General features: G+C 68.6%; 19 protein-coding genes, 1 tRNA gene and 2 pseudogenes. 8 read left to right on the top strand and 14 right to left on the bottom strand.

Annotation, left to right across the window (positions count from 1 at the left end; all coding sequences use genetic code 11):
* Positions 1-1121: 1121 nt before the first annotated feature.
* Complete coding sequence (locus AB8O64_RS36235; RefSeq protein ID WP_370424213.1) at positions 1122-1865, bottom strand: hypothetical protein; 744 nt, start codon at positions 1863-1865, stop codon at positions 1122-1124.
* 210 nt (positions 1866-2075) lie between these two features.
* Complete coding sequence (locus AB8O64_RS36240) at positions 2076-3014, bottom strand: hypothetical protein (RefSeq protein ID WP_370424215.1); 939 nt, start codon at positions 3012-3014, stop codon at positions 2076-2078.
* 1071 nt (positions 3015-4085) lie between these two features.
* Here AB8O64_RS36240 and AB8O64_RS36245 point away from each other — a divergent pair.
* On the top strand, positions 4086-4700 hold the full coding sequence (locus AB8O64_RS36245; protein WP_370424217.1) for a hypothetical protein: 615 nt from the start codon (positions 4086-4088) through the stop codon (positions 4698-4700).
* A gap of 120 nt (positions 4701-4820) precedes the next feature.
* Here the strand turns inward: AB8O64_RS36245 and AB8O64_RS36250 are convergent.
* The 3 genes and pseudogenes from AB8O64_RS36250 to AB8O64_RS36260 form a co-directional block, all read right to left on the bottom strand.
* Positions 4821-5694, bottom strand: a pseudogene (locus tag AB8O64_RS36250) (transposase); the annotation flags it as partial.
* A 299-nt stretch (positions 5695-5993) separates the two neighbouring features.
* Positions 5994-6707, bottom strand: a complete 714-nt coding sequence (locus AB8O64_RS36255) for a TNT domain-containing protein (RefSeq protein ID WP_370424219.1) — start codon at positions 6705-6707, stop codon at positions 5994-5996.
* A gap of 107 nt (positions 6708-6814) precedes the next feature.
* A complete protein-coding gene (locus tag AB8O64_RS36260; protein WP_370424221.1) occupies positions 6815-7318 on the bottom strand; it encodes a transposase in 504 nt (167 codons plus the stop codon).
* Between the two features lie 23 nt (positions 7319-7341).
* Here AB8O64_RS36260 and AB8O64_RS36265 point away from each other — a divergent pair, with 23 nt between their 5' ends.
* The 5 genes from AB8O64_RS36265 (at position 7342) to AB8O64_RS36285 (ending at position 12303) form a co-directional block, all read left to right on the top strand.
* Positions 7342-7830 (top strand): glycosyltransferase, encoded by a 489-nt coding sequence (locus AB8O64_RS36265; protein ID WP_370424222.1) that lies wholly within the window; start codon positions 7342-7344, stop codon positions 7828-7830.
* A 148-nt stretch (positions 7831-7978) separates the two neighbouring features.
* A complete protein-coding gene (rfbB, locus tag AB8O64_RS36270) occupies positions 7979-8956 on the top strand; it encodes a dTDP-glucose 4,6-dehydratase (protein WP_370424223.1) in 978 nt (325 codons plus the stop codon).
* Positions 8953-9957: an NAD-dependent epimerase/dehydratase family protein gene (locus tag AB8O64_RS36275; RefSeq protein WP_370424224.1), complete on the top strand. Its 1005-nt coding sequence runs from the start codon at positions 8953-8955 to the stop codon at positions 9955-9957. Before rfbB ends, AB8O64_RS36275 begins: the two co-directional genes overlap by 4 nt.
* On the top strand, positions 9954-11264 hold the full coding sequence (rfbH, locus tag AB8O64_RS36280; RefSeq protein ID WP_370424226.1) for a lipopolysaccharide biosynthesis protein RfbH: 1311 nt from the start codon (positions 9954-9956) through the stop codon (positions 11262-11264). Before AB8O64_RS36275 ends, rfbH begins: the two co-directional genes overlap by 4 nt.
* Before the next feature lie 49 nt (positions 11265-11313).
* Positions 11314-12303 carry a Gfo/Idh/MocA family protein gene (locus AB8O64_RS36285; RefSeq protein WP_370424227.1) on the top strand — a complete coding sequence of 330 codons (990 nt, stop codon included), beginning with the start codon at positions 11314-11316 and terminating at the stop codon, positions 12301-12303.
* A gap of 117 nt (positions 12304-12420) precedes the next feature.
* Here the strand turns inward: AB8O64_RS36285 and AB8O64_RS36290 are convergent, their stop codons facing one another.
* The 3 genes and pseudogenes from AB8O64_RS36290 to AB8O64_RS36300 all read right to left on the bottom strand — a co-directional run.
* Complete coding sequence (locus tag AB8O64_RS36290) at positions 12421-12825, bottom strand: transglycosylase SLT domain-containing protein (RefSeq protein ID WP_190094808.1); 405 nt, start codon at positions 12823-12825, stop codon at positions 12421-12423.
* Positions 12826-13457: 632 nt separating this feature from the next.
* On the bottom strand, positions 13458-13679 hold the full coding sequence (locus AB8O64_RS36295; RefSeq protein WP_370424228.1) for a helix-turn-helix domain-containing protein: 222 nt from the start codon (positions 13677-13679) through the stop codon (positions 13458-13460).
* A pseudogene (locus AB8O64_RS36300) lies at positions 13679-14070 on the bottom strand (DUF2975 domain-containing protein); the annotation flags it as partial. The gene AB8O64_RS36295 and the pseudogene AB8O64_RS36300, both read right to left, overlap by 1 nt.
* 37 nt (positions 14071-14107) lie before the next feature.
* On the opposite strand from AB8O64_RS36300, the gene AB8O64_RS36305 reads away from it, so the two are divergent.
* Positions 14108-14904, top strand: a protein-coding gene (locus tag AB8O64_RS36305; protein WP_370424058.1) for an IS5 family transposase whose coding sequence is annotated in 2 segments (ribosomal slippage) — positions 14108-14453 and positions 14453-14904 — 798 coding nt in all. Because the reading frame shifts where the segments join, the coding sequence is not laid out codon by codon here.
* A gap of 131 nt (positions 14905-15035) precedes the next feature.
* On the opposite strand, the gene AB8O64_RS36310 is transcribed toward AB8O64_RS36305, so the two are convergent.
* Positions 15036-15722: a DUF6882 domain-containing protein gene (locus AB8O64_RS36310; RefSeq protein ID WP_370424229.1), complete on the bottom strand. Its 687-nt coding sequence runs from the start codon at positions 15720-15722 to the stop codon at positions 15036-15038.
* A gap of 317 nt (positions 15723-16039) precedes the next feature.
* On the opposite strand from AB8O64_RS36310, the gene AB8O64_RS36315 reads away from it, so the two are divergent.
* Complete coding sequence (locus AB8O64_RS36315; protein WP_370424230.1) at positions 16040-16270, top strand: e9imm peptide; 231 nt, start codon at positions 16040-16042, stop codon at positions 16268-16270.
* Positions 16271-16375: 105 nt separating this feature from the next.
* Here AB8O64_RS36315 and AB8O64_RS36320 read toward each other — a convergent pair whose 3' ends face one another.
* The 5 genes from AB8O64_RS36320 to AB8O64_RS36340 form a co-directional block, all read right to left on the bottom strand.
* Positions 16376-17776, bottom strand: coding sequence for a hypothetical protein (locus AB8O64_RS36320; RefSeq protein ID WP_370424231.1), 1401 nt, complete (start codon positions 17774-17776; stop codon positions 16376-16378).
* Positions 17777-18131: 355 nt separating this feature from the next.
* Complete coding sequence (locus tag AB8O64_RS36325) at positions 18132-20447, bottom strand: hypothetical protein (RefSeq protein ID WP_370424232.1); 2316 nt, start codon at positions 20445-20447, stop codon at positions 18132-18134.
* A gap of 2 nt (positions 20448-20449) precedes the next feature.
* Positions 20450-20521: transfer RNA gene (locus AB8O64_RS36330), tRNA-Gln, on the bottom strand.
* Between the two features lie 284 nt (positions 20522-20805).
* Entirely contained in the window at positions 20806-21099 is a 294-nt protein-coding gene (locus AB8O64_RS36335; RefSeq protein WP_370424233.1) for a hypothetical protein, read from the bottom strand.
* Positions 21100-21200: 101 nt separating this feature from the next.
* Positions 21201-22361: a hypothetical protein gene (locus AB8O64_RS36340; RefSeq protein WP_370424234.1), complete on the bottom strand. Its 1161-nt coding sequence runs from the start codon at positions 22359-22361 to the stop codon at positions 21201-21203.
* Positions 22362-23753 lie beyond the last annotated feature (1392 nt).

Raw genomic sequence — 23753 nt, forward strand, 5'->3', positions numbered from 1 at the left:
TAGGAAGGGGGAAGAAGGGGAGCCGCACGGCGACACTCGGCAGACCAATCACACACGAATATCAGCCATAGGTCGGACGGGGATGGTGCCAGAGGAGGACCTTCGCCCCTTGCGGGTGTGCCCCAGGGGTGCGCGGCATGCACCGTGACGGGCGGTGTGAATCGCCCCGGGTTTGATGGAGATCATCAGCAAGACCCGGAAGGATGCCGATCATGGCTGCTCTCCGTAAGTACCCCGACGAACTGAGTGAACGCGCGACGCGTCTGGCGGTCGCGGCCCGTAAGGACCGGCTGGCAGGGCCGGTGCGATCAAGCGCATCGCCGACCAGCTGGACGTGCATCCCGAGGCATTGCGGGGGTGGAACAAGCGGGCCGAGACCGACGAAGGCATCGTGCCCGGCACCACCAGCCGGTGTGCTGGGCGTCGACGGTCACCAGGGTGCCGGTCCGGTCGAACGGGGCCGGCAGGGCGGCGAACGCGGAGGGGGCTTCCCCCTTGGTCTTGTCCGGTATCCGTAGCTGGCTGACGATGTGGCCTGCGGCCGTGACGGCGGACAGCAGGTGGGCGGCGGGTGCGCTATCGGTGCGCGATCCGCGGGCGCTCTTGCCGTCCACCGCGACCGCCTGCATGCCGGTGAGGCCGTGGCCGAGCGGGTCGGAGAGGGCACCGGGCATACTCCACCAGCGCCCGGCGCAGGGCGGAAAACGAGGCCGGGCGGCGCACGCCGAGTGGCCCGCAGGCACGAAACCCCGGGCGGGCGAGGGTGTCCTGGGGCGCGTGGCGGGCCCCCTGCCCGATGGCCAGATAGGAACGGACTCCGGCCAGGACCGCGCAGGCGGCGGTCAGCAGGACCGAACCAAGGGGATCCCGCCGTCCGCGCCGATAACGCACATCGGGCAGGGTGCTCAACCGTGCGGCCCAGCCCGGACGTTCACGATACTGACGCGAGGCGACTTCACCAGACAGACGGGGGCAGACCGACGGCACATCGAGGATCCGGTGATCGGGCGACTTGGTACGTCCCCTTGATCATCGGAGCCTCGTTGCTCGTGGAACTGGCACGGTGAAGATCCGTCACATACCTGTGAACTGCTGGTTCTTGGAGTCGTCAGGACTATGTATCATGCCCTGGGCATCAGTGGGTTCTCTCTCCAGGGGGACGGATCACCAGGACCCGGATACGGGTCGAGCGGAATGCAGCTCTGGGCCACCTTCACTTCCATGCCCTCCCCGAAAAAATCTTTGGCAGCTTTAACGATTGCCTCATCATCCGCCTCAGGGGAGACATCCCTGTCGACCAGGATACGTGCCACCATACGCAGGAGGTTTCTTCCGTTAGATCTGATCATCGGAACAATGACCTTCGGATCTTTATGATTTTTTTCGGCCTTCTCTAGGGTCTCCCGCGCGTCGTCCGCTGTCTCGAGCACGTAGCACTGCCCGCCCTCGAGGTCGTCGTCCACTTCCTCAAAGTACGGCCAAAGATCTTGGGAGAACCATGCATCTGTGATGCTATCTGGATTGATCTCCGCATACCACGGCCGCTCCTTCTGGAAGCGATCGTAGATATGGAATTTCCCCACCGCGATGGTGCAGAATACGAATGCCTCATTTCCGAGCATGATCCAGTCTGCTGCGAAAGTATCTCCACTTCCTGCCAGGCTCGACTCGGAGAGCCTCTGTGACGACAAGAGCTGCATCCAGGGCGGGCGTTCGCCGTATCGACCCACCCCGTCACTGTAGTGGCGGAACGAGAATTTTTTCGAGCGCAACAGTTCGTTGATTTTTTCGGTATCTTTCGGCGTCTCCTCTCCCTTATACTCGATCGGGGACTTGATCGCGGACTCGAAGAAGAACGGCTCCATCTCAGGCTCCGTGATATAGCAGGCGTGGTTGGAAGCTCGCATGAGGTTCCACGGTTCTTTGGCCTCATGGACCTGACGCCTGACCAACGCCTTGACGTCACGAAGTGCGTCCCCCGTGCCATTGGGGGCCAACAGCTTGATCTTGGAAAATTTGCCACTCCAGTCCTCAGTGAGCGGGGGCAGGGGAAGCGGGGGGCGAGCGTTTGACATTTAAATTTCTCCAATCTTTAGGCTAAATTTGCTCGATCCTCTGGGGTAGGTCAGCGACGGTGAAGGGTGCTCTAACCTACGGGTTTCCCTTACCAGCGGGTTCTTTGCCCAGGCCGACCGTCCCTCAGAATCCGTATGCAGGTCGAGCGGAATACAGGTCTGGGCGACCTTCGCTTCCATATCTCGATTCATAAAAATTTCCCTGATCTTTTTAACGATGGCATCGTCGGAGTTTTCAGCATTAACGGGCTTGCCATCAATTTCCTCACGGATCAGCAGTCGTGCCAAGGCGCGCAAGAGCTCGCGTCCGTTACCTCTTACCATCGGGACGGAGCGACCCGTACTCTCTTTGGCCTGCTTCATTCGGACCCGCGCGTGCTCCGCAGTCTGAGCCCAGTAGTACGAAGAATCCGACGCCTCCTCATCGGGGTGGATTGCAGTCTCGAAGTACCCCCAGAGGTATAGGGAAGACCACGCATCTGTGATTTTATCTGGATTGAGCTCCGTGTACCATGGGCGGTTGTTTGCTTCGTCGTAGACAGGGACGTCTCCCACCGCAATGGTGCAGAATACGAATGCCTCATTTCCGAGCATGATCCAGTCTGCTGCGATAGTGCCTCTACTTCCTGTCAGGCTCGACTCAGAGAGCCTCTGTGACGACAAGAGCTGGTCATAGCGCGGGCGGTCTTTTCTATCTGGCCCCACTCCGTAACTGTAGTGGCGGAACGAGAACCTGTCTCCGCTCAGTAGCGCATCAATCTTTGCGGCATCTTCCGGTGTCTCCGGGTTTTTATTCGCGGATTCGATCTCGGCCTCAAAGAAGAAGAGATCCATCTTAGGGCGTGCGGCTGGATAGCAGGCCCAGTTGGAGGCTCGCATGAGATTCCATGGCTCTTTGGTTAGCGATGCCTGCTTCTTGACCAAATTCTTCACCTTCATGAGGATTTTCATTTGAGGTCCGGGCTTATCGGAAGTGGGAGCCTTCTTTTTGATTGCGGAAAATCTATTATTCCAGTTAGGGGTGAGTGGAGGAAGGAGAAGGGGACGCTTGGAGAGTGGCAGAGGGGGGCGATCGTTTGGCACCTTGACCTGTCCTTAGGTGAGAAGAGTCTTCCGTGATCTTGTTTTGGTGGCTTATGCACCGGCCGCATTGCCTCCCGCACCAAGTCGAGGCCTTGGGTCTTTTCCAGCCTGATGGTGTGGTCCGTCAGTTGGTCGGCTCCGGAACGTGACGAAGCTTCTGGTGGACGGGTCATCGACCGAGATCACCGTGTTCGTCGGGAGCTTCGTGTGCTGCTCTCCGTCGTTGGTCGATCTGTCCAGCCGTACCCTGTGGTTCCTGGTCGGTGGTCCTGGTCGGTCGGCTGGCGTACCTGGTGGTGCGGGATCGGGACCCGGCGGCGGCTGCCTGTGGACCGGCCCTGGCCCTGGCGCGCCTGCGGTGCGGTGGCCTCTATGCCCGATCTTCACCGGTTCCTTTGCACGCCCGTGGAACATCCGCCGCCTCCTCGGCTCGCCCCACGCCCCGGACACCGAGACCGAGGTTGAAAGGGCGGGGCTACGCAGGCTCCGGCGCGAGCCCGGTCTCGGTCTCGGTGACGAAGCCGTCGAGGCCCCTGCGCGGAGATGGATGCCATGAGGAAGTTTGAGGGCAGAGATACGCAAGAAGTACGACGCCGGGTTCCGGGCGGGAGCGGTCCCGAACTCCCGGGAGACCGGGAAGTCGGTTGCCCAGGTGGGGCCTTGAGGCCGCTTTTACAGCTTCGCTCATGAAGGGGCTGGCGGTGAGCGGTTGCGGTAAGCGAGTCGAACCCACATGCCCCGAAGGAGGCGGCGGGTTTTAAGCCCGCTGCGTCTTCCGTTTCGCCACTCGCTCAAACTTCCCACCCTTGGTGTAGGCGATGACCGTCACAAACATAGTGGTATCGCTTGTCCCGGGGAGTGTGCGCCGTCAGCGGGGCATCCGGGTGAGCCCTCGTAGTGTGGAGACATCCGCTATGAGGGAGTTTGATGGCAGAGATATGCAAGAGGTGCGACGCGGAGTTCCGGGCCGGGGTGGTCCGGTACTCCCAGGAGACCGGGAAGCCGATCGCGCAGGTCGCCCGGGATCTGGGGGTCACGAGGACCCGCCGCCACATGGTCTCCCCCGAGAAGGAGGTGTCCCGCGCGGGCCTGGACCCAGACGAGCGGGCCGAGCTGGCGCGGCTGTGCAAGGAGAATCTCGAGCTGCGGATGGAGCGTGACGTGCCAGCGATCGGTGGTCCCGTGGGTCAAGGAGGCGACGACGTGAGGGGTGCGGACTTCATCGCCGACCACAGGGCCAGCCACCAAGTGCCGCACGCCGTCTCCTGCCGGGCCCTTGAGGTCTCGCGGTCCTGGTTCTACAAGTGGCTGCGCCGCCCGCCCCCTGGGCGCGGCAGCGAGTACACCTCGAAGCTCTTCGGCGGCGCCTGCGACCGGCTGGGCTTGGCGCAGTCGATGGGGCGCGTGGGCTCCGCCGTGGACAACGCGGTCGCCGAGGCCGTGAACTCGACGATCAAGGTGGAGTACGTCCACCGCCACCGCCACCGCTTCCGGGCACGGGCCGAGGTCAGCGCCAAGATCGCGACCTGGATCACCGACTGATACAACCCCCACCACCAGCACTCCGCCTGCGGCTGGATGTCACCCATCGACTACGAGAACCGACACATGACAGAACAGCAGCCCCGAGCTTGCCAATCTGGAAGTCAAGTTGCGTGGGCGGTCGGACCGGACGCTCAGCAGTGCGGACGTGCAGAAGACGCGCTGCAGACCCCGGGGGTACCGCTGAGAGCGGTGATGGTTGCCGCTGATCTGGCCGGAGTCCCGCGGCGCGGGAGCAACCCCGCTGAAGGAGGAGAGCCGGTCCGGGATTGGAAGGGCGTCCAGGTCGCCACCGCTGGCGGCGAGGAACTCCGCCCCAGCGTGGGGCCGATGCCCGGGATCGAGGTCATCACCTCGGCGAGCTCGTGTTCACGAAACCGGCCCTCGATGAGCTTGTCGATCTCGGCGATCTTCCCGTTGAGCGCCATCACCTCCAGCGCGCGTGTGTGCACCGTCTTCGCGATGGCCCTCTCACCGATGACCGCGGTGTGCTGCCGCTCGGCGGCCTCCACTGCGCGGGTGGCGAGGGCTTCTGCCCCGTAAACTTTGCGGTTGCGCAGCACGTGGTCAGGCGCCGCTTGCTGGCCCTCCGGGCCGCCGCCGGAGCCTGGTATCCCGTCAGCTTCACCAGCGGAACAGCGGTGCTCAGGTCCAGGGTGCGTTCCAAAGCCGGAAACATGCTGTTGAGCAGGGCCCTCAGCCGGCTGATCGTCCGGGTCCGGTCGTGAACCAGATTGTTACGGCGCTCGGTCAGCAGCCGCAGTTCGACGGTGTCCTCGTTTCCTGGGCGGATAGGCTGCAGGTCGCGGCGCATACGGGCTTGATCGGCAATGATCCGTGCGTTACGCGCGTCCGTCTTGCCGGAGCCGCGGTAGCTGTCGGTGGCCCGGCTGACAGCGATCCCGGGGATGTAGACCATCTCCTGGCCGTGGTTGAACAGCAAGGTGATCAGCAGGCCGGGCTCGCCACCGGTCATGTTCAAAGCCCAGGTCACTCGCAGGCAAGGCTCTACACAGCGACACATTCGCACTTCCCAGTCGGCAGCCGAGTCGGCCTGGGACGCCCTGCGGCCAAGCTTGTTAAGCCACGAACGACAGCCGCTTAAAAGCCGCACCGGGCTTCCCTGGGCGCCCTCACCTTACGAATGGGAAGACTAACCTGGGCAAGAAGGTAGAGTCCCTTAACGAAAACCCTCCACGCAACGAGGGGATGGACATGCCGAAACTCCCCCTGCCCTGCGGCGATACCGACACCGCCGAACTTTGCATAGCCCTGGATGTTTAGAAGGGAAATCTAAGCTTGCTCAATATATCCTTCGTCAATTAGGCGCCGCACGTTCATATAGCGCTTCTTACTGGAGTCAGCAGAGGGGTCTAGTCGATTAGCGAGCGCCTCTATTTTTTCTCGAATGGAGAACGATCCGTCGAGCTGGATCTGCGCACCACCGCCGGGCTGCTCAAACCACGGGGCAATCTCTCCCTGCCAGGCAAGAAACGGCTTCTTCACCCGATAGCGATGATAGTTGTAAGGAAAGTTAGGATCGTAAGTATTCAGGTTCTCCGGAGGGATTGACCTCTTCGAGTAAAGATCACCCGCAGGCGCCAGGTACGCTCCACTCTCAGATCCAAATCGGTCTATGTAGTCACCGACACGCAGGTGCGTAACATTCCTGTCGACCCTTCCGTACTTCTCGGCAAACCCGCCCTGGGGCGGGTACCTCCAACCCCCACTATCCTCATCCCAGTATTTTTCCAGAAATTTCGATGGGGCGAGGGATCCAGTGCTGCGATACTCCTTGAGCAGGGGGCCAACAGGAGACTTGTCCGGCAATACGGCAGGCCCCAACCTGGGGTCTTGGGCCCAGGAAGCCAACTGCTGCCGGGTCAGACTGGGCACGCTCACCGAAACATCCGGGGGGGTTTTCCCGGTAATTCCATTGGAAGAGGTCGCGCGAGGTGGGGCAGGAGTTTGCGCGCGGCCGGGATTACCCTTATTCGTCTGAAGCATGTACGGCATAATTATAGTTTATGCATATCGCATCATCGAGCCAATTAGCTTTCGGGTACATCCGCGTAGTAAAAAGTTGACCTATTGAGCCGAAACTGTCTGGTTGTCTATTCGAGGGTGTAGCGGACATGGTGGGCGTGGAAGTAGCCGCGGACATGGCGGGGTTGGCGTTGGCGGCGGTGGAGGAAGCGGTGGGTCTCGCAGGCGAGGTCGTTGGCGGCGTGGGCGCGGGCGGCGTGGGCGTTGGGCTCGATGTCCGCGTTCAGGATCTCGTGGGGGTTGAGTTCGGGGCTGCGGCCGGGCATCAGGTGTAGCTCGATCCGCTCGGGGTTCTTCTCCAGCCAGGCATGGACGGCCTTGGAGCGGTGGACGGGGTGCCGGTCAGAGATGACGTGGACCGTGCCCGGTCTGGCGGGCGAGCCGGTCGAGGAAGGCGGTGAACACCTTCGCGGAACTTGCCGGTGGACACGGTGAACCAGGGCGCGCCGCGGGAGGCGGTCGCGGGCATGGTGTTCACGCGGAGCCGGCGGCCGCTGGCCTTCAAGGCCGGGGTCTGCCCGGCCGGTGCCCACGAGGGTCCCGGCGGGGCGGTGCCCGAGCGCAGGCCGCACGGGTCCGCCCGGCCTACCACCGCGTGCTCCGGGCCCTCGCCTTCCAGTCCGCCGAGCAGATGCGGCGCCTGGTGGAGGAGCTGGGCCGGACCGGGGCCGAGGTGCTGATCGCGGCGCCCGAGCAGGTCACCGAGAAGTTCGCTCCGGAGCTGGGCGACATCCGTATCGGCTGGCTCCCGCTGGACGTCGTGGTGCCGACCTGCGACCTGCTGGTCCACCACGGCGGCGGGGTGACCGCCATGACCGCCATGAACGCGGGGGTGCCGCAGCTCATCACCCCCGAGGCCTCCTACATGGAGATCGTCGCGAAGGCCCTGACGGACTTCGGCGCGGGCCTGACCGTGGCGACGCCGGAAGGGGACGACTCCACCGAGGCGATCGCCGCGGGCTGCCGCGAGCTCCTGTCCGACGGGCGCTACCGGCAGCGCGCGGACGTCCTCGCACGCGAGATGGCCGTGCTTCCGCACCCGGCCGAGGTGGCGGCCGTCCTGGCGGAGCTCGCCGCCGGCTGACCCCGGTGGCGGGGTGCGGGGCGCGTCTCACCGGCGCGCCCCGCACCCCGCCGACGGCTCCCGTACCCGCAGCCCGAACCCGACGAGGAGATACAGCGATGACCGCAGCCCGGCACCGGACAGGTGCCCCCGTGAAGCAGGAGGCCCGGTGAGAGTGCTCGTCACCGGTGGGGCCGGCTTCATCGGTTCCCACTTCGTCCGCACCCTGCTCGACGACGGCCTGCCCGGCCTCGAAGGCGCCTCGGTCACCGTCCTCGACTCTCTCAGCTACGCCGGCAACCGCGCCAATCTGCCCGCCGCGCACCCGCGTCTGGAGTTCGTGCGGGGCGACATCCTCGATCTGCCGCTGCTGCTCGACCTGTTCCCCGGGCACGACGCGGTGGTGCACTTCGCCGCCGAATCGCACGTGGACCGCTCCATCGACGACGCGAACGTGTTCGTCCGCACCAACGCGGAGGGCAGCCAGAACGTCTTCGAGGCGTGCCGGCGCACCGGCGTGGAGCGGGTCGTGCACGTCTCCACCGACGAGGTGTACGGCTCCATCGACTCCGGCTCCTGGACCGAGCGCGAACCGCTGCTGCCCAACTCCCCCTACGCCGCCTCCAAGGCGGCCTCCGACCTGATCGCCCGGGCCTACTGGCGCACCCACGGGCTCGATCTGTCGATCACCCGCTGCTCCAACAACTACGGCCCGTACCAGCACACCGAGAAGCTCATCCCGCTGTTCGTCACCAACCTCATCGAGGGCGTCCCGCTGCCGCTGTACGGCGACGGGGCCAACGTACGGGAGTGGCTGCACGTCGACGACCACTGCCGGGCCATCGCCCTGGTGCTCCGCGAGGGGGCCGCCGGCGAGGTCTACAACGTGGGCGGCGGCAACGAGCGGACCAACCGCGAGATCGCGGAGCTCCTGGTGGAACTCGGCGGCGCCGACACCTCCGCGATCCGCCGCGTCGCCGACCGCCTGGGACACGATCTGCGCTACGCCCTGGACGACACGAAGATCAGGGAAGAGCTCGGCTACGCCCCGCGCGTCCCCTTCGAGCAGGGCCTCGCCGACACCTTCGCCTGGTACCGCGACAATCCCGCCTGGTGGAAGCCGCTGAAGGGAAGCGGCCGCGCATGAAACCCACGGCCCTGGTGCTGGGCGGCACCGGATTCATGGGCGAGCACCTGTGCGCCGCGTTCCGCGCCGCGGGCCACCGGGTGGTCTGCGTCTCGCGCGGCGGCGCGTCCGGGCAGCTACCCGGCGACCCCGCCACCGTGCATCTGCGCCACGACCTCGCGGCGCCGGAGCAGGACGTGGCGGCGCTGCTGGCCGAGGCGGCACCCACCGTGGTCGTGAACGCGGCCGGGGTGGTGTGGCAGGCGGACGAGGACCGGATGTGGTCCCTCAACGCCCGCTTCGCCGAGCGGCTGGCCCGCGCGGCGGCGGCGTCGGCGCACCCGGTCCGCCTCGTCCAGCTGGGCAGCTCCCACGAGTACGGGCCGGGCGAGCCGGGCACGAGCACGGGCGAGGACGCCGGGTGCGCGCCCGTCTCGGTGTACGGGCGCACCAAGCTGGCCGCCACCGAGTCGGTGCTGGAGACGGCACGGAACACGGGCCTGAACGCCGTGGTGCTCCGGGTCGCCAACGCCACGGGCCCGGGCGTACCCGGCGGCAGCCTCCTGGGAACGGTCGCCCAGCGCCTGGCCGCGACGCCGCCCGGCGGCGAGCGGGCGGAGCTGCGGCTGGCACCGCTGCGCGCCCGACGCGACTTCGTGGACGCCCGCGACGTGGCGGCCGCCGCGGTGCTCGCGGCCACCGCACCGGCCGACCAGGTCCGCGGCCGGATCATCAACATCGCCCGGGGCGAGGCGGTGTCCGTGCGCCGGCTGGTCGAACGGCTCGTCGCCCTCGCGGACCGGCCCGTGCGGCTGACCGAACTCGAACCGGTCCCGGCTCCCGTACCGACCGGGTCCGGTCAGGACTCCCGCACGCTGCGCACGGACCTGGAGTGGCAGCAGCTGGACATCTCGCGCGCGCGGCGCCTGCTGGGCTGGCGGCCCGCCGTGGACCTGGACACATCACTGGCAGATCTCCTCGCGGCCGTCCGGCTGCCGGAACACGAAAGGACGCGCACGTGAGCGCTCACAAGAACCTCGTGCTCGACGAGGTCCGCAAATTCCACCAGGACAGCCAGCCCCAGGGCGGCTTCGTGCCGGGCGTGACCGAGATCTGGCCCTCCGGCGCGGTCCTGGAGGAGGAGGACCGGGTCGCACTGGTCGAGGCGGCGCTGGAGATGCGCATCGCGGCGGGGGTGAGCTCCCGCAAGTTCGAGTCGGCCTTCGCCCGCAAGCTCAAGCGCCGCAAGGCGCATCTGACGAACTCGGGCTCCTCGGCGAACCTGCTGGCGGTGTCCGCCCTGACCTCGCACGTGCTGGAGGACCAGCGGCTGCGGCCCGGCGACGAGGTCATCACGGTCGCCGCCGGCTTCCCCACCACCGTCAACCCCATCCTGCAGAACGGCCTGGTGCCGGTCTTCGTCGACGTCGAGCTCGGTACGTACAACACCACGGCGGCGCGGGTGGAGCAGGCGATCGGCCCGCGCACCCGGGCCATCATCATCGCGCACGCCCTCGGCAACCCCTTCGAGGTCGCCGAGATAGCCCAACTGGCCGCCGACCACGACCTCTTCCTCTTCCTGATCGAGGACAACTGCGACGCGGTCGGCTCCACCTACGACGGCCAGCTGACCGGCACCTTCGGCGACCTGACCACCGTCAGCTTCTACCCCGCCCACCACCTCACGATGGGCGAGGGCGGCTGCGTCCTCACCTCGAACCTGGCCCTGGCCCGGATCGTGGAGTCGCTGCGCGACTGGGGCCGGGACTGCTGGTGCGAGCCGGGCGAGAACGACAAGTGCCTCAAGCGCTTCAAGTACCAGATGGGCAGCCTGCCGGAGGGCTACGACCACAAGTACATCTTCTCCCACGTCGGCTACAACCTGAAGGCGACCGACATCCAGGCGGCGCTGGGCCTGACCCAGCTGGCCAAGCTGGACGACTTCTGCGCCGCGCGGCGCCGCAACTGGCGCCGGCTGCGGGAGGGCCTCGACGGCGTCCCGCACCTGCTGCTGCCCGAGGCCACCGACCGCAGCGACCCGAGCTGGTTCGGCTTCGCGATCACCGTGGACGCCGAAGCGCCGTTCAGCCGCGCCGAGTTCGTCGACCACCTGGAGGAGCGCAAGATCGGCACCCGGCGGCTGTTCGCCGGCAACCTGACCCGCCACCCGGCCTACCAGGACCAGAACCACCGTGTCATCGGCGACCTCACCAACAGCGACATCATCACCGACCAGACGTTCTGGATCGGCGTCTACCCCGCCCTCACCGACGAGATGATCGACTACGTCGTGTCCACGGTGAAGGAGTTCATCGCGAACCGCGGCTGACGACCGTCCCCTGTCTCCACCTTCTCCACGAAGAAAGGCACACACCCCCGTGACCTCCCCCGTACGGGTCGCCGTCCTCGGCTGCGCGGACATCGCGGTGCGCAGGATGCTCCCCGCCATGGTGGCCTCGGCCGACGTGGACCTGGTCGCCGTCGCCAGCCGGGACCCCGCCAAGGCGGACGACGTCGCGCGGCGCTTCGGCTGCGCGGCCGTGCACGGATACGAGGCGCTGCTGGCGCGCGACGACGTGGACGCGGTGTACGTGCCGCTGCCGGCCGCGCTCCACGACGTATGGGTGGAGGCGGCCCTGGGCGCCGGCAAGCACGTACTGGCCGAGAAGCCGCTGACCACCCGTCACGAGCGGACGGCGCAGCTGCTGCGGCTGGCGCGGGCGCGCGGGCTGGCGCTCGTGGAGAACGTCCTGTTCGTCCACCACGGGCAGCACGCGGCGGTACGGGCGCTGCTGCGGGAGGGCCGCATCGGCGAGCCGCGTTCACTGCATGCCGCGTTCGCCGTCCCGGCCCGGCCCGACGACGACATCCGCTACCGGGCGGCGCTGGGCGGCGGCGCCCTGTGGGACGTCGGGGTCTACCCGGTGCGGGCGGCCCTGCACCTGCTGGGCCCCGGCCTCGACGTCGTCGGGGCCGTCCTGACGTGCGACGCCGGCCGCGAGGTCGACACCTCGGGTGCCGCGCTCCTGCGCGACCGGGCGGGCACCGTGGCCCAGTTGACGTTCGGGATCGGGCACGCCTACCGCTCGGCGTACGAACTGAGGGGCACCGAGGGCCGGATCACCGTGGACCGCGCCTTCACTCCCCCGGCCGACCACCGCCCCGTACTGCGGGTGGAGAACGGGTCCCACGTGGAGGAGATCACCCTCGCACCCGAGGACCAGGTGGCGGCCGCGGTCACCGCGTTCGCGGCCGCGGTACGCCAGGGCGGCGCGCCTTCCACCGAAACGGTGCTCGACACCGAAACGGTGCTCGAACAGGCCTCGCTGCTCGACGCGATCCGCCGGAGCGCGGTGCGGGAGCGCTGACGTCCGCCTTTTTCACGGCACAACGGTGCGTCTCCACGCAGCCGCAGATACGCAAGGACGCTCGACCGGATGATCCCGGTCGAGCGTCCTTGGTGTGTGTCTGCTGCCGCTGGTGGCTCAGTACCAGTGGTGGGTCTGCCAGAAGTTCCAGGCGCCCACGGGGCTGCCGTAGCGGTCGTTCATGTAGTCCAGGCCCCACTTGATCTGAGTGGCCGGGTTGGTCTTCCAGTCCGCACCGGCCGAGGCCATCTTCGAGGCCGGCAGGGCCTGGACCAGGCCGTAGGCGCCCGAGGAGGAGTTCGTGGCGGTGTGGTCCCAGCCGCTCTCACGGGAAACGATGTTGTTGAACGCCGCGAACTGCGCCGGGTCCTTGATCATCTGCTGGGCGATCGCCTTCGCGCTCACCGGGGCCGCCTGGGCGGGAACGGTGGCGAGCATCGAACCGGCGGCACCCAGGGCGACGACGGCACCCGCGAGGGTCTTCTTCGAAGCGGCGATACGGCGGATGACGGACTGGGACACAGAGAAGCCTTCCAACGGGTACAGGGACCATCGCGGCACGCCACAGGCATGCGTGAGCCACTCACGTAAAGGGAGAGGGATTCACCAGCGGCGGGGAGAACCACCCGAACCGCCCGGCGACTCATCCAGTTCTACCGGCGCCCGGCCCGCCTGGCAACGACCCCACCTACTAGCGGGCCTCGCAGCCACACACCAAGGCCCCCGGCGGCACGGGAGGGTGATCCGTGCAGGTGGGAGCACGTACAGCGCGGGGGTGCGACGCCCCGTGGAGCTACGAAGCCCGCTCGTACGTGACATAGGTCCTATGGGACGGCTCACCCTCGGGACGCCCGATTCTCACCGAGAGTGACCGGATATACCCTTCCGAGGCACTGGTGAAATGGTGCGATCACCTCGAAAACGTAGGAAATCGACACCCTGGATGCCGCACTTCACCGGCCGGGCGCTCAGGCCTGTCGGGCTCGCCAGAGCGCAGGCCAAGCAGTGCGGGCATCGCCAGGTTGGCCAGGAGGGCCGGGGTGCCACCCGCCGGGCCGCCGCTGGACAGGTTCCAGGCGCCGATGACGAGGCCTACACGAGAGGTCTCCGGTGGCAGCAAGCGGGACCGGCGATGACGCGTCGCCAGGCACGGTTCATGCGCCCGCGGCGTCCTCGGCCTCCCAACGCAGCAGGTCGCCCGGCTGGCACTCCAGCACCTCGCAGAGCGCGGCGAGCGTCGCGAAGCGCACCGCCTTGGCGCGGCCGTTCTTGAGTACCGCCAGGTTGGCGGGCGTGATCCCCACCCGGTCCGCGAGCTCGCCCACCGACATCTTGCGTTTGGCCAGCATGACGTCGATGTCGACGGCGATCGCCATCAGATCACCTCGTCCAGCTCGGCCTGCATCTGCGCCGCCTCGACGTCACGGGCGACGGCCTGGGCGAGCAGCATCCGCAGTACGAGCACGATGAGCGCGACTCCCAGGATGGCCACGCCGATCCCGCCCATGATGACGGTGACGCCCGGGTCGTCCCGCTGGCCCGGCGCGTTGACGGCCGTGACCGCGAACCACACGAGGGCGGCCGCGCCGATCACGCCGTCCACGTACCGGAAGGCGGCATGGGAGAACACGGTGCCGCGTCGCACCATCGCCACCAGCCGCCACACACAGACCAGGGCGACCTGGGCCGACACCATGCCCAGGATCGTGATCACGCGCAGCGCGGTCAGGGGGGCGACCCGTCCTCCGGGTCGCTCTTAGAGATCATCTCATTTGGATTTGCCCGGTAGTCTGTCTGGGTGTTGATGGTGGAGCGGTTGGTGCCGGACGGGTTGTGGGAGTTGTTCCAGCGGGTGGTGCCGGAGGCGCCGACTCGGCCGCAGGGCGGCGGCCGTCGTCGGTACGGGGACCGGGAGGTGCTCGCGGCGATCATCTTCGTGGCGACCACGGGGTGTACGTGGTCGCAGGTCCCGCCGGTGTTCGGGCCGTCCGGGGCGACAGCCCACCGTCGGTTCATGGAGTGGAGCCGGCTGCGGGTGTGGGCCAAGCTGCACCGCCTGGTGCTCGATGAGCTCGGGGCCCGGGGCGAGCTGGACTGGTCGCGGTGCGCGATCGACTCGGTGAACATGCGAGCCCTGAAAAAGGGGACCTGACAGGTCCGAATCCTGTGGATCGGGGCAAGTACGGCTCGAAGATCCACTTGATCACTGAGCGGACCGGCCTGCCTCTTTCGATCGGCATCTCCGGCGCGAACCTCCACGACAGCCAGGCGCTTGAGCCGCTCGTCCGCGGCATACCCCCGATCCGGTCCCGCCGCGGCCCCCGCCGACGTCGCCCCGCCAAACTGCATGCCGACAAGGCTTACGACAACCGCCACCTGCGGCAATGGCTCCGTTCCCGGCACATCACGCCCCGGATCGCCCGCAAGGGCATCGAGTCCTCCGAGCGGCTCGGGCGCCACCGCTGGACCATCGAACGCACGATGGCCTGGCTCGCCGGATGCCGCCGACTCCACCGCCGCTACGAACGCAAAGCCCTCCACTTCCTCGCCTTCACCAGCATCGCCTGCACCCTCATCTGCTACCGCAGACTCACCAAATGAGATGATCTCTTAGGACTGGTCTTCCATGCATCAATGGTCAGGACCTGATCCGCAGGGCACGCGGCAATGCGCTCGGAATCCGTCCACATGTCGCGGACTCTGTCCTGGGGCCTGGCCCGGGAGCGGTCAGCTCAGCGCACGTTTGGCAGGCGGACGCCGGAGATGCGGCCGAGCGGGTCGAAGTCGATCTTCGCGGTGGTGCCGCCGGGGAGGTCGGCGAGGATCTGGTGGCCGTCTTCACGCCACGGGACGGAGTGGTGCTCGAAGTAGCCGGTCACCACCCGGCGGGCCGAGTACCCGATGAGGGAAGCGCCCGTCGCCAGCGTTCTCGGGAGCGCGACCGGGTCGAGGCCGGCCCGGGGGACCTGGACGTCGTCGGGCAGGAAGTACACCTGTGTGGTGCCTCCGGCGGGCTGCCCGATGTAGCCCGCGGCACTGGTAACACCCATTCCTGTGAAGGCCAGGGTCTCGGCAGCACGCCGCGGGTCGGCGAAGCCGGACAAGTCGAGCACTCCAGTGGTGAGTTCGGCGATGCCGTGCGCCTTGCCGAAGCGTTCGACCTCCTCAGCGAGGGCCACGGCCGAGGTGTCCCGCAGGCCCGGGTTGGCCCATCCCCACATCCACGAGGCGTCCTGAGCGTCGAATGTCCCGAGCACAGCGACACGCAGCTCGAGGCCGCCCTGCTGGTAAAGGCACGCGGACAGGTCTGCGGTCCACGGGCCCTGGGGCAGGAAGTCGGTCAGGGCCTCAAGCTGCGCGGCGCCCCACGCCGCGTGCCGCTCCGCCTCGTTCAAGAACGCGTCACTGAAGTTGATCACGGTCCGGGACCATAGCGGGCGGCGGGTTCACCGCGGTGCCCGGGTTCCCCACGGGCATCTTTGTGCTCGGTGAAGGGGCTACGGGAGCGTCTGCGTCACTGTGCCGATCAGGTCGCGATGGATCTCCCCGGCAAGGCCCAGCCCGCAGGCCGTGCACGAGAGGTAGCCGCCGCGGGTGACGCACAGTGCCCAGGCCATGCCGGTGTGAGCCGTGTCCCCGTGGCCGTCGGGAGGCTGCCGAGAACTCCTCCAGGTTCAAGGTGATGGCCCACAGCAGAGCAGCGTCCTGATCCGCAGAAGACAGCAGAGACTCGAACATGAATTCGGCGGAGATTTGCCGGGCGGAGGCTGTCGCCTTGGTTCAGCGGATCATGAATGCGGACTACGGCGCGGAGGAAGAAGCGGACCGCTGGCTGGCCATGCTCGACCAGGCTCTGGCCTGTCCGGCGGGTTTCGTCAGCGAGCTCATCTTCTGGCCTCCGGAGAGGGAGCTCTCGGCCGGTGAAGTGGTCGACCAGGCCCTCGCCTACCGGCCGATCGCCCTGTAGGTCTGCGCTCGCTTGCGGATGCCAGTGCCGTGGACACGCGGTGCTGGGGTCCGGCCGGGCCCGCCCGCGGGGCGGGCCCGGGGCTGAGCGGCCCGGCGGATGAGGTTACCTGGCGCGGGCGGCCAGGAGCTGGGCTCGGGTGAAGGTCGAGGCCCGGTCTTGGGGAGCGGTGCTAATGAGATGGAAGAGCCCATCGGGGGGCTGGGGGCGGCCGTGGTCGACGGCCGGGGTCGTGATGTCGTCGAGCAGTTGGTCCAGCAGCTGGGCGAGGGTGTGGGGGCCGCCGCCGCTGTAGCCGTAGCCCAGTCCCGCGCCGGGGCGCTGCGGTGCGAGCCAAAGGCCGGCCGGGAGTCCGGATTCCGGGTCGGCCGCGGTGCGGATCCACACGTTGTCGTCGCTGAGGTGCACCTTTTCGAGCTGGCCGGTGGTGGGCAGGCGCTGGGGCACCAGGGTGTGGAGGGCGTCGGGGTCGTCTTCGTCGCCGTCGGTGCCGGCGTCGAGTGCGGCGGGCAGCAGGGTGCCGGGGTCGTGGAAGAGGGTGGTGGTGTTGACGTTGGCCAGCAGGTCGTGTTCGAGCACGGTGGGTGGCTGCCCCGTCGGCGCGGGCTTCAGGCGGGCGGCCCACTCGGCGGCGATCTGGCACACGGTGGGGCGGACGTGCACGAGCTCGCCGGCGTGCCAGTCGTCCCCGCCGTCGTAGCGCCACACCGCTTGGGCAGCCCGGTAAGCGAGGGTGTCACGGCGTGCGGTGATGGACAGCCAGCCTGCCCGCCGCACAGTCTCCTCCGGCTCCGGCTCCTCGTGCTCGTCGCGCAGATACGGTGCCGGGACCGCACCGAGCACCAGATGGGCGCTGTCGCCGCCCTCGGCGGCCGCTTCGCTGATGTCGGCGATGGCCCGGGTGGCCTGGGCGTAGTCGCGGCGGCGGATCTCCCGGGCGAGCCACCAGCACACGGCCGCAGCCGGTGAGCCGTCCGGCTCCGCCGCGGCCAGCTCGGTCAGCGCGGCAGTGGGGTTGACGACGTGGCAGGCGGGCACCTGCGCCGGCGCGGCCCCGGGCTGCCATGCGGTGATCGCGTCCACGTCGCGCAGCGTCGCCGGCCAGTACGGGGCCTTCACGCCGAGCAGGCGCTCCAGGTCCTCCCATGTGGGGTGATAGGTCGTGCTGGTCCGGCCGTCGGGGCTGATGTCGCACGCGGCCAGCTCGGGCCCGGTCAGGTTCCACGCAGCCCGGCCGATCGCTACCGCGCAGTACACCTTTCCCAGATGCTCGCCGTGCCGGGCGGCCAGCGCCCGGGCCACCGACTTCGGCTGCCCGTTGGAATCGCGCAGCCAGTACGCCAGCCCGATGCCGCCGAGGGCGGTGTCCCACCGCAGGACTACCCAGTCCCCCTCCCCCACGACCTCCGTCTTGGCGAACTGCGCCGGCGCCGGCGGCACCGCCCGGCCGATCACCGGTCCCGGCTCACCGGCGGACTGCCCACTGCCCCTGCCGAAGATTCCCACAAGTTCCTCCCCAGAGCCGATAGTTGAGTGGCCCAGCCAGTCCACCACACCCCACTGACATCCCAGCCACCGCAGCAGAACAGGCCGCTGCGAACGGCCACGCGGGCACAGCCTCTCCCACCGTCAGCCCTGCTGCAGAGCTCAGCGGCCAAGACCAGAACGAGGTCGCCATCGTGCTGAGTGCCCGCACCGATGTCCTGGAGCAACTGGGGCCCAGGGGTGCCGCGCCGTACCGGCCCAGGCCCGGTCGAGATGAGCGCCGCGATCCTCGCGTTCCGGGGATCGACCGTGCGGCCGCGGTTGCGTCGCAGCGCACTGACGCGAGCCGCAAAGTGCCAGCACCTCGTCAGCCGTGTCACGCTTCCTTGGCAGCGTGCCGCATCCAGTGGCCGTCGATGCTCCACCCCAGGAAGCGGCGGGCCCGGCCACTCTCCGTCAGCGCCGTGCCGTCGGACTCGAACCGTCCGCCCTTGGCCACCAGTTGCAGTCCCGCCAGGGCGGGTGCGAGCCGCGTGGCGACGTGTCCGGGGTGGCGGGCCACTTCACCGTCGAGTCCCGCCAGCACGGCCGCCCGCTCCTGCGCCGGGCACAGCGACAGGTAGAACACCAGCTGCCGCCACGCGTAGGCCGCGTCTTTGATCGTGGTCAGGGGACGCGGGTTGCTGTGCACCCGCTCCACCAGCCGGCACACGGTGGCGAAGCAGCGGCGTGCCAGGTCTGCCCAGCCGGGGGCCGGGGCGATACCCAAGGGACCGGCGAGCGTGGCCAGATTGTGGGTGGTGAGGATCTGCGCCTGCTCGATCACCATGCCGTTGGCCGCCACCGACCACGACCGGCCCGTGCCCGCAGCGCAGCGGCACAGCTCCGCGAAGTCCTGCTCAGGGGATTGCCCCGTCCCCAGGAGTCCTGAGCTGCGTCCTTTCTCACTGAGCGACACGACCAGCTCGTAGTCGATGTTGTAGTACCGCTCGTAGAGCGTCCCGCCGAGCAGTTCGCCCGCAACCCTCGCGGCTGTCAGGAACTTGCCAGAGAACGAGCCCATGAAGATGTCAGCCGCCAGCTCCTCAACGAACGGCACCCCGGCGGCAGCCGTGCCCGCGAGCGTGGTCAACTCGCGGACGAGCGGGTTGGGCAGGACCGTCGCCGGGAACGCCTGCAACGCCAGCTCACCAAGGTGGACCAGCATCGTGCGAGCGGCCTCGCCGGCCGCCCCCTCGCGCCGGTACCCGGCCACGGCCTGCACCCAGGGCAGCTCCTCGGCCCGTACCTGCTGCTCGAAGTTCAGCAGAAGCAGCGAGCGGCGGTTACGAAATGCCTGGTAGTTGGCTGCCATGAGGGCGCGCAGGGCTGCGTTGTCGTATGCCAGCGCGGTGGCCGGCGCGACGAGCTGCGGCACGAGTTCGGCCAGCACTTCGGCCGACGGGACCACGCCACGCTCGATGAGGGTACGGACCGGGGCACTGAGCGCCCCCTTGATGGTCCGGCGGATCGATTCGGGTATCTCGGCGCCGGCGGGCAGCCCGGCCGCGCCCGCCTCCTCCTCGGTGACCGGCCCGATGAACGGTTCGACCTCGGGCGTGCCCGTGTGCTGCGGCAGGTCGGCCAGCCGGCGCACCACGAGCTGCCCCAGGTCGTGCTTCGAAGGGAGCACCCCGTCGGCGGCCTGCCGCTCGCGGAGCCTGGTGTGCTGCGCGCAGCCGGGCACACCGCGCCGTCGCACCATCGAGTCGACGGCGAGCTGGAGCAGCCCGCGCAGGCGGGCGTCCAGCCGCTGGCCGGTCAGCGTCCGGGCCAGGGCGGTGCGCATCACAGCCTGGTTCGACTTGGGATTGCGGTGTTTGCCGCAGCGGGTGTGGGCTGCTGCCAGCTGGGCGTACCGCTCCAGCAGTGCCCTGCCCTGTGCGTGCCAGCGGTCGTCCGGCGTGCGGACCAGCACCCGGCCCGACTCGGCGGTTTCCAGCCAGTGGGTAAGCAGGTCATCGGCGAACGGATTCCAGACCGTGAGCGCCTCCCGCATCGCCTCGACGGAGGAATTGGGGCGACGCTTGGCGATCGCCCTGGAAGCCTCGCCGACGGTAGTGCGGTGCACAACGGGCACCTCGGCACCGGCGGTGTTGCTCCCCGGCCCGGGCCGGGGAGCAAACCGCAACTTCCCGGCGAAGGGCTCCAGGATCTCCAGCAGCCTCAGCGCGCCGAGCCGGTCACCCGCGCCCACCAGCCACGCCACGGTGAGCAGCGCCGCCTCCTCGGGAACCGACACCTCATAGGCACCGCTGTCCAGCACCGCCTGCAGCTCCGCGAGGCCGGCGTCGGTCAGTGCGTACGCGAACAGTGCACTGCGCTCAGCAGGCACACCCGCGCGCCGGGCAGCCTCGTGCTCGTACGGCAGCAAGGGCGTGCCGGCGCTCGCCTCGCCGGTGGCGAATCCGCCACGGACAACCTCGGGAGTCACCCAGGCGGGGAGCCCGGCCACCGGCGTGCGCGAACCGGCCGTCAGGGTGCCGCCAGCCAGGCCCGACACCACACTGCTCCAGCGCTGGACCCGTTCATCGGCGCGCCGGCGGGTGTCGTCATCCTCGTGGGTCTGCGCGGTGATCAGCGCCCGCGCCAACTGGTGTGCGGCGTATCCGGAGTGGGTGCTCACGGGTCGCTGCTGCTCGTCGTCATTCATAGCCGACGTGGCGGGATTCGCACCCGCGCCCTCCGGGTCCAGAGCCCGTGCTCTTCTGGCTGAGCTACACGCCGTCGTGACGAATCACCATAGGCGCAGCGCCCACATGCGGGCAAACAAGCATTCGACATGGGCCGGGGGGCCGTCGGGTGCATGTGCCCGATCCGACGGCCCGGCAGGACGCGGTACCCAGGCTGACACGCTCCTGCGCATCCCGGGCAACGTCCTGTCGGGACTCGTCACACAGGGAGCGCTCGGTGCGCGAGCGCTCCGCTGGCCTCCGTCAGCGGCACCAGCGGCGCCGCCGCCGCACTGCCCGCACACCACGTCACCACCCCGGCCGGTCCTGTCCGGCGGATCACGCTTCGGGGGCGAGGGGCCTGAGGTCGTAGAGGTAGGAGCGGTCGTTCTTGAAGCTGCGCCAGACGGTGGCAGGGGGTTCGGGTTCGTCTGCGCCACTGTTGAGGGGGTGGGCGGTGACGAGGCCGTCTGCGATCTCGCAGTGCCAGCCGTCGGTCGGAGACCAGACGCACCGCACGTTCCCTTCCGTTCGGCGGTAGGCGGGGCGGCCGTTGTGCTCGCCGTCGCGTTCGAAGTGGTAGCGGAGCCCGTCGATGTGGCGCACGAAGGTGAAGGATGCAAGTGCCGTCATGCCTTCGGCACTGTATGGGACGACGCTGCTGATGGCTAAGGAGCCGCACGCTCGGGTAGCTGGTCTGTATCTCCTCGGCCAGGCGGTGACCGTCTTGCACGTCACACCGGCACCCCCGCCCGGGGGCGGCTGATCGCGGCCCGCACCCGTGCCGCACCCACCCTGTACGGGTCCGGCTCCCCAAGCCCCGGCGGGACCGTCCGCTGCGCTCGCACGGCGGCCACGCGCTGCTCGAGCAGGTGCTCCGCCACCCGCAGCCGCGCCTTGCGCGCGACGCGTTCGGCGTCCTCACGCACGAACGCCCGGCAGTCGTGCACCCCATCGCACGTGTGCAGATGCCACCGGCGCATCCGGGCCGCGAACGCAGCCTCGGCCTCCGCGCACGCCTCCGGCCCCGCAACGAACAGCCGCAATGCCTCCTGCCGGACCTGCGACAACTGCTCTTCGGCAGCCAGGCGGCGCATCACTGACGCCGTCAGCTCCGTCGCACCGTGCACCACGGCCTGCTCAACCGCGACCTCGATCCGGGCACGGACTTCGGCCTCCAACCAGCCGCCGAGCTCCGCCTCCCCTTCGCCAAGAGCAGCATCCAGGCGCTCACGGGCCGCCAGGCCGATCTCCACCACCGCGGCGACCACGGCCTCCGCGGCACGGACGTTGCCGCAGACCTCGCACAGCCTGCCCGACCAGACCCGCCCACACCCCGCGCACGGCCGCGCCCGCTCACGCTCATTGAGCACCTCCTGCTCCGCGCGCCGCCGAGCCCACGCAGCCTCCTGCTGCGCACGCTCAAGCGCGGCCTGCCCCCGCTGCTCGGCCCGACGCTGCTCAGCCTCCCGGGTCACCTCCTGGAGCCGGGTCTCGTACAGCCGCCGGTACTCACCCACCCAGGCCTTCCCCGGCAACCCGGAGGAAAGCTCGATGGCGACCTCCCGGCGACGCGCCACGAGGTCGTCACGGTGCTCAGCGCACCGCTCGCACGCCGCACCGGTGTCCATCCGCAGCCCGTCGTCACAGCGCACATCCGGGCACACCGCACGTCGCGGGAGCGCCCAGCCGATCAGCCAGCCCACCGGGTCCTTCACTGGCCGCCGGCCCTGCTCATCGGCACGCCGCCGCAGCCGAGCCCCCAGGAGCACTGCGCCTGCGCCGGGGCCGAACAGGCCTTCGAGGGCGTGTAGTTCGCGGCACACCGCGTGCTGCACGGTCGCCCGGGCTGACAGGCGGTCCAGGCGACCCCAGACCATCGCGACCGGTGCCAAAAGGGTCTCCCAGCCTCGGGGAACAGCGGCCCACACCCGGGGCGGCCCGCCCGTCGTCTCCGCCCAGGCTGCCAGGCCCTCGCGGCAGGCGTCCCTCACATCGTCCGGGGTCGGAAGGAACGTGTCGGGGCAGGAGGAATCACGCTTTTCCCCGCGCAGCGGGCCACCGTCATCGCCGACGGGCACAACAGGCCCCGCAACCTGCTCAGAGGCCGGCGGGACTTCCTCGTGCGTACGTGTGCGCTTCGGCAGACCAGAGCAACCCCCAGCGGCTTCGCCGGAAAACCCATCACTTCCTGTGCCATCAACATCTGCCGTAGTAGAGCGAGGGTGGTCTGCGTGAAGGGGGCTGCCACCGGGGCGCTCTGCAATTGCCGCGTCAGTGCCTTGCCAGGAGGTCGGCTCCTCAGCAGCCACAAGGCCGCCAGGCCCCGCAACCGCCTCGCTCTCTACCCCCGCACCATCGGGGCGCTCGGCGACCCGAAACTGCACCGCCTCGCCGAATCCCTCGCGAACACCTGGCGCAGCATCAACTTCGCAGGTGCGTACCGCCTCGGAAGCCCCGTCAGCGGCACCGGCGGACCCACCGCCACACCGCCCGGACCCCGCATCGCCGACCGGGCTAACTGCGCGGCGCGGGCGGCGATGCGGCGACCGGCCGAGGGCCTCCACGGCGGCAGCTGCCTCGGTAGCCTCATGAGCGGCCACGACGGGAGGCAGCACCAACAACGCCTTCCCCTTCAGCCCCGAGGCCGTCCCCCGCCGCTCCGTAGCAGCCACCCCGTAGAAACGCAGCCGACCAAGAACCTTTGCCCCACCCGACGCCGAACACCCCAGCAGCCGAGCCACCGTCGCGGCAGCACGGCCACGCCCCTTCGGTAGCCGGCCACCGACCAACGGCACAGTTCCGTCCTCCCGCGCCTCTAGCACCAGGAGCAACGCCGCGAGCCGATCCGTCGCAGCACCCTTTTCCTTCCGCCAGGCAAGCTTCCCCGCACCCCTCGCCCCCGGTCCCCAGCCCGGGGCGAACAACGCCTCCAGAACCCGCAACAGAACGGCCAATTCACGCTGGCTCAACGCCAACGGATGGAAGAGGTCACCGCCACGCCGAGCCCGCCACACTGGCATGACCACGCAATCCAGGCCCGTGGTCTGGCCCCACTCCCCCGCCGTCACCCGGTACTGCACCCCACCCTGCTCGATCAGCGGCGGCAAAACGTCCTGACGAACCGTGGACTCCGACAACCCCAGCCAACGGCCCAGCTCACGAGTCGTAATGGCCGTATGACACGAGCGGAAGCTCGACTTGGCAAAGAGCACCACGGCGGCTAGCTGCGATGCGTCCGACAACCCTGCCAACAGCGCATCCGCCAGCAACGCCCGCACCGCAGC

The sequence above is a fragment of the Streptomyces sp. QH1-20 genome (assembly GCF_041283565.1).
GTDB classification, from domain to species: Bacteria; Actinomycetota; Actinomycetes; order Streptomycetales; family Streptomycetaceae; genus Streptomyces; species Streptomyces syringius.